This window comes from Xanthomarina sp. (assembly GCF_035306705.1).
Taxonomy (GTDB): Bacteria; Bacteroidota; Bacteroidia; order Flavobacteriales; family Flavobacteriaceae; genus Xanthomarina.
The window spans coordinates 23,043-29,196 of the sequence record NZ_DATGNO010000056.1 but is presented as its reverse complement, the minus strand read 5'-3'; the positions used below and the strand labels follow the sequence as shown (position 1 = coordinate 29,196).

Here is a 6,154-nt window from a genome sequence, read left to right as displayed (position 1 = left end):
GATTATCGAAGCCAATTTTCAAGCCAATCAAATTACCCAAAAAATAGAATGTGACGAGCTAGCTTGCGATAATTATTTTATTTCAACCCAAAATAATCTTGAAAAGAACATTTACGACTTTAGTATCCAAAGTGCTTTATTGAAATCTGAAATATATGATTATTTAAAAGGCGTTATTAAAACAGATTAAAAATAATCTTGCTTCAAGAAATTTCCATTTCATTAAATAATAAGAAGCACAATTTTTAAATAAAAAAAGACCCTCAATCATCTTGAGGGTCTTTAATTTTTCTGAAAAGTAAGCTATAATTATTTACCTCCTTTTACTGCATTTGCAGCATCTTTGGCGGCTTTATCAGTAGCAGCAGCAGCATCATCAATAGCTTTTCCTGTAGCATCGGCAGCGTTCTCGATAGCTTCACCAGTTGCATCAGCAGCGTTGTCGATAGCTTGACCAGCTTCGTCCAATGCGTTTTCAGTAGCATCCATTGCATCAGCAGCAGTTGCTTCCATATCTTCTGCACTTTCTTCCATTGCATCAGCAGCGTTTTCCATTGCATCAGCAGCGTCTTCTGTTTTTGTATCTCTACAAGAAGTGAAAGTTAAACTTAAGCATAATAATAATACAGTACTTAATAATAATTTTTTCATTAGTTAAAGTTTTAGTGTTAAAAATTAATGGCACAAATTTAATAACTTATTATGTAACTTTTACAAGTTTTGTTAACAATTTTTAACATAAATTATTTCAATTTGCTAATTAATCTCTTTATGTACGTAAATAAGATATAATTTGGATTACGGCACCTCGATTATTTTTAATATAATTTAAATTCTTTTCACCAGAGGAAACTCTTAAAGTTGTATTATCTATCAGGTTATCAAGGATTTCCTTTAGTTCTTCTTTGGTTTTAATTGAAAACAAACCTTGATTAATTAGCATTATTTTTGCTTCTGGAAAATTATTAAAATGCTCGCCTATAACAATTGGAACACCAAAAACAGCCGGTTCAAGTGTGTTATGTAAGCCTGTTTTGCCTACAGCTCCACCTACATAAGCCACATTTGCATAACTATAAACCTTAGTAAGCAACCCAATAGTGTCTAAGATGAGAACTTGAGCTTCGGAAATATTGCTTTTTTCTTTCTCTGAAAAGAGGATCGTTTTCTTATTAATGGACTGTTTGAGCTTTTCTATTTGAGAGGATTTTATGTTGTGTGGTGCAATAATAAATTTTATAGAATCGGTTTCTAAAGAATTGATATAATCTACTAGAAAAACCTCGTCTTCCATCCAAGTGCTTCCTGCAACAATACAAAGTTTGTGGTCTTTAAATTTTTCGATAAAATCTAAACTATTGTCTAGGGTCAACTGACTGTACACACGATCGAATCTGGTATCTCCCGAAACGGTAACATGTTTGTAATTAATTCGTTCTAGTAATATTTTTGAATTTTCATCCTGGGTAAAAATATGCTGAAAGGCAAATAAGGCCTTTTTCATAAAGTTTCCATAGAATTTAAAATAAATTTGATTTTCCCGAAACAAGGCTGAAATTAAAACAGCTTTTAGCTCTCTCTTTTTTAACTCATTTAAAACATTTGGCCAAATATCATACTTCACAAATATGGTTAATTCTGGATGGACCAAATCTAAAAATCTTTTTGCGTTACTTCTGGTGTCAAAAGGGAGATAGACCACCACATCAGCAATTTCAGTGTTTTTTCTAATTTCATAACCGGAAGGAGAGAAAAATGTTAAAATCATTTTATGGTTTGGATAGGTTTTTCTCAACTCTTTAAAAACAGGAAGCCCTTGTTCATATTCACCTAAAGAAGCACAATGAAACCATAAGGTTTTGTCCGCTTTAGAAATGTTGTTTTTTAAGATGCTAAAACTGTGCTTTCTTCCTTCCACTCCAAGCTTTATTTTATGGTTGAAGAGAGAAATGACTTTCAATGTCATTTGTACCAAGTAAATTCCTAAATTATAAATCAGCTGCAATTTTATATCTTTCTTGCTAAAATACACTTCTTTGATAAAATTTCATTGCTTAACGTTTACTAATTTCGTAATTTCGTATGGTATGAAAAAAATTCAAATGGTCGACCTTAAAGGTCAGTATAAAGCAATAAAGGATGCTGTTAATAATGACATTCAAGAAGTTATAGAAAACACAACTTTTATTAATGGACCGAAGGTTCATGAATTTCAAAAAAATCTTGAAAATTATTTAGGCGTCAAGCATGTTATTCCTTGTGCCAATGGTACAGATGCTTTGCAAATTGCCATGATGGGTTTGGGTTTAAAGCCAGGAGATGAGGTTATTACTGCCGATTTCACTTTTGCGGCAACTGTAGAAGTTATTGCGTTATTGCAATTAACTCCAGTTTTGGTGGATGTTAATCCAGACGATTTCAACATTGATATCGAGGCTATAAAAAAAGCCATAACGCCAAAAACAAAGGCCATTGTACCTGTACATTTATTTGGACAATGTGCTAACATGGAAGCGATTATGAATATTGCCAAAGAACATAATTTATATGTTATTGAAGATAATGCGCAGGCCATTGGAGCCACTTATACGTTTAGCAATGGCAAGAAAGCCAAGGCTGGAACTATAGGTCATGTGGCTTCAACATCATTTTTTCCTTCTAAAAACTTAGGTGGATATGGAGATGGAGGTGCTATTTTTACCAATGACGATGATTTAGCACATATGATTCGAGGCATTGTAAATCATGGTATGTACGAGCGTTATCATCATGATGTAGTTGGAGTGAATTCTAGATTGGATTCCATTCAGGCTGCAGTTTTGGATATTAAATTAAAAAAACTGGACAGTTACAATAAGGCTAGAAGAGAAGCTGCAAACAAATATAATGCTGCTTTTAAAAATATAAATAAAATCTCTACGCCTTTTGAATATGGCACACCGGATAATCATGTGTTTCATCAATACACCTTAAGATTACATGGCGTTGATAGAGATGGACTTGTGAAGTTTTTAAATGAAAATGAAATTCCTTGCGGCGTCTATTATCCAATTCCGCTTCACAAACAAAAAGCTTATGAAGATTCTCGTTACATCGAATCTGATTTTCAAGTTACAAACCAATTAGTAAAAGATGTTATTTCATTGCCAATGCATACCGAATTGGATGATGATCAAATAGATTTTATTGCATCTAAAATTATAGAATTTATAAATGGCTAAAATTTTAGTTACAGGAGGCCTTGGTTTTATTGGCTCTCACACCGTTGTTGAACTTCAAAATAAAGGGTTCGAAGTTGTAATTATTGATAATCTTTCCAATTCTTCCATAGAAGTTTTAGACGGCATTACGGCAATTACAGGAAAGAAACCTGAGTTTTTAAATTTGGATTTAAAGGAAAAAAAACTAGTTCAGCAGTTTTTTAATACACACAATAATATTGATGGGGTTATACATTTTGCAGCAAGTAAAGCTGTAGGTGAAAGTGTTCAAGAACCACTAATGTATTATGAAAACAATATTAATACCTTGGTTTATTTGCTCCAAGAGTTTAAAAAAATAGCGCCTGCTAATTTTATATTTAGCTCATCGTGTACGGTATATGGAGAACCAGATTCTTTGCCAATTAACGAAGCTGCACCTATAAAACCGGCGATTTCCCCGTATGGGAATAGCAAGCAACTTGGGGAGGAAATTATTCAGGATGTTTGTAAGGTCTCAACCAATTTTAATGCTATTTCCTTAAGATATTTCAATCCTATTGGAGCTCATGAAACGGCGCTTATTGGAGAATTGCCTCTTGGAGTTCCTCAAAATCTAGTGCCTTATATTACACAAACAGCTATTGGTAAAAGAAAGCAGTTGGCTGTTTTTGGAGACAATTACCCAACGCCTGATGGCACTTGTATTCGCGATTATATTCATGTGGTAGATTTGGCAAAAGCCCATGTTATTGCTTTAACGAGACTGTTAGATAAAAAGAATGCGACCAATTATGAAGTGTTTAACCTAGGTACAGGTACCGGAAGTTCTGTATTAGAAGTGATACATGCTTTTGAGCGTGTTTCCAATGAAAACTTAAATTACAAAATTGCTGAAAGAAGAGATGGAGATGTCGTTTCGGTTTATGCCGATACTAAAAAAGCAAATGAAGAATTAGGTTGGACCTCGAAATTAACTCTGGATGATGCCATGCGCTCTGCTTGGAAGTGGGAACAAAAAATAGCAAATTCCTAAACTAAGAATCTGTTAATAAATAGGCCTATCTAATATCAATCTGATAATAATATGGTACATCTATTATCATATTAAAAATAAGATGCTGATTAGCAATGTTTTAGGATATTAAATTTGGAATTGGCCATTCAAATTCGTTACTTTGTATCAAATGATAATGGAAAATATGAAATTGATTACAGTAAAAAGAGAAACAGTAGAAGAGAAAAGGTACACGCCTAAAATGGGAGAACTACTTACAAAAGTGACTTATATTAAGAAAGCTTTTTTAAGTATTCCAATTAAAACCATTCACAAATATCGAGAAACATATTACGGTGAAGTTAAAGATTGCGAAGCTTGTAATCTAGCAAGATAAAAATATTATAGCCTCTTTTTAAGAGGCTTTTTTTATGCGGTTTTTGGTTCTTTTCCTTTTTTGAAACCTTCAAATAATAACAGGCCAAGACCCAGCATGACCGACATATCTGCAAAATTAAAAATACCGGTTCTAAACACACCACCTAGATCTATGTGGAAGAAATCTGTTACAGATCCATAAACTATTCGGTCGTAAACATTAGCTATTCCTCCACCAACAATACAGCAGAAACCTATTAACGACAATTTGTCTAATTCTTTGTTTTTAATAATGTGTATGGTTACATATCCCAAAACAAGAATAGGTAGGATTAATAGGAAAATAAGTCTTAATGTGGGATTTAAATCACTTCCCATGCCTAGAAATGCACCAGCGTTTTCAACGTTATGTAAGGTGAAGAGCTTTCCAATAATTGGAGTTTCGCTTCCAGGAACAACATAAAGTCTGGTCAAAACTTTAGTAATCTGGTCTAAAGCAATGTTAGCTATAATAAGAAGTACTATAAATGTATTACGGGATAATTTCATTAAGCTTCTTTGTTATAAGTGGCGGAAGCTGTTTGTGCTTCTCTATTAATTTTCTTTACCAAACCTTGTAAAACGTTTCCAGGGCCAACTTCTGTGAATAAGATTGCTCCATCGGCAATCATTTGTTGTACGGATTGGGTCCATTTTACGGGTGCCGTTAATTGCGAAATTAAATTGCTTTTTATGGCTACAGCATCTAATACAGCCGAAGCCGTTACATTTTGATAAATCGGGCAATTTGGTTTACTGAAAAACGTGTTTTCTATGGCAGCAGCCAATTCTTCACGAGCAGGCTCCATTAAAGGCGAATGGAAAGCGCCACCTACGGGAAGTACTATGGCACGTTTGGCTCCTGCTTCTTTTAAAGTTTCGCAAGCTCTGTTTACAGCAGCTACTTCTCCAGAAATAACAAGTTGTCCAGGACAGTTATAATTTGCGGCAACTACAATTCCTTCCGTATTTGCACATATTTTTTCAACCACATCATCTTCTAAACCTAAAACAGCCGCCATGGTACTTGGTTGCAGTTCACAAGCTTTTTGCATAGCCAAAGCACGTTTAGAGACTAATTTTAAACCGTCTTCAAAGGTTAAAGTTCCATTGGCTACCAATGCAGAAAATTCTCCAAGAGAATGCCCAGCAACCATATCTGGTTTAAAACTAGCTCCTGAAATTTTAGATAAAATAACCGAATGTAAAAAGATGGCAGGCTGGGTTACCTTGGTTTCCTTAAGATCTTCAGCAGATCCTTGAAACATTACATCTGTAATTGAAAAACCTAAAATATCGTTGGCTTGTTCAAATAAATCTTGGGCTAGAGTAGACCTTTCATAAAGGTCTAAACCCATTCCTGAAAATTGTGCACCCTGACCTGGAAATATATATGCGTTCATGTGTTTTAATTTTAATGCTGCAAAAATAGGAATTTATTATTAGTTTTCAGTTGCAGTTTACAGGATTCAACGGATGTCTATATAACGAATGAATACGAAGAGGTGACTTTATATTAAAGACATATTTTTTAAGACGA

The 6,154-nt window shown here is 33.9% G+C and carries 8 protein-coding genes; 4 read left to right on the top strand and 4 right to left on the bottom strand.

Annotation, left to right across the window (positions count from 1 at the left end):
• Positions 1-190 (top strand): hypothetical protein (locus VKY47_RS04760; protein WP_324310797.1); only part of this gene is annotated, 190 nt, incomplete at its 5' end.
• 119 nt (positions 191-309) lie between these two features.
• On the opposite strand, the gene VKY47_RS04755 is transcribed toward VKY47_RS04760, so the two are convergent.
• The gene (locus VKY47_RS04755) at positions 310-555 is read right to left on the bottom strand and encodes a hypothetical protein (RefSeq protein ID WP_324310795.1); all 246 of its coding nucleotides are present in this window, start codon (positions 553-555) and stop codon (positions 310-312) included.
• A 214-nt stretch (positions 556-769) separates the two neighbouring features.
• Entirely contained in the window at positions 770-1,966 is a 1,197-nt protein-coding gene (locus tag VKY47_RS04750) for a 3-deoxy-D-manno-octulosonic acid transferase (RefSeq protein WP_324310793.1), read from the bottom strand.
• 121 nt (positions 1,967-2,087) lie between these two features.
• Between VKY47_RS04750 and VKY47_RS04745 the strand changes: the two genes are divergently transcribed.
• The 3 genes from VKY47_RS04745 to VKY47_RS04735 all read left to right on the top strand — a co-directional run bounded on the left by VKY47_RS04745 (position 2,088) and on the right by VKY47_RS04735 (position 4,594).
• Positions 2,088-3,221, top strand: a complete 1,134-nt coding sequence (locus VKY47_RS04745; RefSeq protein ID WP_324310791.1) for a DegT/DnrJ/EryC1/StrS family aminotransferase — start codon at positions 2,088-2,090, stop codon at positions 3,219-3,221.
• A complete protein-coding gene (gene galE / locus VKY47_RS04740; RefSeq protein ID WP_324310789.1) occupies positions 3,214-4,236 on the top strand; it encodes a UDP-glucose 4-epimerase GalE in 1,023 nt (340 codons plus the stop codon). Before VKY47_RS04745 ends, galE begins: the two co-directional genes overlap by 8 nt.
• A gap of 166 nt (positions 4,237-4,402) precedes the next feature.
• Positions 4,403-4,594 (top strand): hypothetical protein, encoded by a 192-nt coding sequence (locus VKY47_RS04735; RefSeq protein ID WP_324310787.1) that lies wholly within the window; start codon positions 4,403-4,405, stop codon positions 4,592-4,594.
• Positions 4,595-4,626: 32 nt separating this feature from the next.
• Here VKY47_RS04735 and lspA read toward each other — a convergent pair whose 3' ends face one another.
• Positions 4,627-5,124, bottom strand: coding sequence for a signal peptidase II (gene lspA, locus VKY47_RS04730; protein ID WP_324310785.1), 498 nt, complete (start codon positions 5,122-5,124; stop codon positions 4,627-4,629).
• Positions 5,124-6,017 (bottom strand): ACP S-malonyltransferase, encoded by an 894-nt coding sequence (fabD, locus tag VKY47_RS04725; protein ID WP_324310784.1) that lies wholly within the window; start codon positions 6,015-6,017, stop codon positions 5,124-5,126. Before fabD ends, lspA begins: the two co-directional genes overlap by 1 nt.
• Positions 6,018-6,154 lie beyond the last annotated feature (137 nt).

What these genes read in the sequence shown, in the direction of transcription:
- VKY47_RS04755 (WP_324310795.1), bottom strand. Translation starts at nt 555, where the DNA reads ATGGAAAACGCTGCTGATGCAATGGAAGAAAGTGCAGAAGATATGGAA.
- VKY47_RS04750 (WP_324310793.1), bottom strand. Translation starts at nt 1,966, where the DNA reads ATGACATTGAAAGTCATTTCTCTCTTCAACCATAAAATAAAGCTTGGA.
- VKY47_RS04745 (WP_324310791.1), top strand. Translation starts at nt 2,088, where the DNA reads ATGAAAAAAATTCAAATGGTCGACCTTAAAGGTCAGTATAAAGCAATA.
- galE (WP_324310789.1), top strand. Translation starts at nt 3,214, where the DNA reads ATGGCTAAAATTTTAGTTACAGGAGGCCTTGGTTTTATTGGCTCTCAC.
- VKY47_RS04735 (WP_324310787.1), top strand. Translation starts at nt 4,403, where the DNA reads ATGAAATTGATTACAGTAAAAAGAGAAACAGTAGAAGAGAAAAGGTAC.
- lspA (WP_324310785.1), bottom strand. Translation starts at nt 5,124, where the DNA reads ATGAAATTATCCCGTAATACATTTATAGTACTTCTTATTATAGCTAAC.
- fabD (WP_324310784.1), bottom strand. Translation starts at nt 6,017, where the DNA reads ATGAACGCATATATATTTCCAGGTCAGGGTGCACAATTTTCAGGAATG.